At 42.4% G+C, this 269-nt stretch carries 1 protein-coding gene; it reads left to right on the forward strand.

Annotation, left to right across the window (positions count from 1 at the left end):
• A partial coding sequence (locus AB2L51_RS15220) for a PTS transporter subunit EIIC (RefSeq protein ID WP_400922684.1) occupies positions 1–269 on the forward strand: 269 nt, incomplete at both ends.

A 269-nucleotide genomic window follows, 5' to 3' on the forward strand; every position in this document is an offset into this window, starting at 1 on the left:
ATTCCATTCACTCTTTCAGTTGTTTCTCTATATGTTCTTGATTTACTAGCTCGTCATTTTGTTGGAGCCAGTGTAGCAGAATCAATCGGTAAATTCTTTGCACCATTATTCTCAGCCGCGGATGGCTATCTGGGTATTACCATTATCTTTGGGGCCTTTGCCTTCTTCTGGTTTGTGGGTATCCATGGACCATCTATCGTTGAACCAGCAATCGCAGCTATTACCTATGCAAATGCCGAAGTCAACTTGAACCTTCTCCAACAAGGTAT

The sequence above is a fragment of the Acetobacter fabarum genome (assembly GCF_040702925.2).
Taxonomy (GTDB): domain Bacteria; phylum Pseudomonadota; class Alphaproteobacteria; order Acetobacterales; family Acetobacteraceae; genus Acetobacter; species Acetobacter fabarum_B.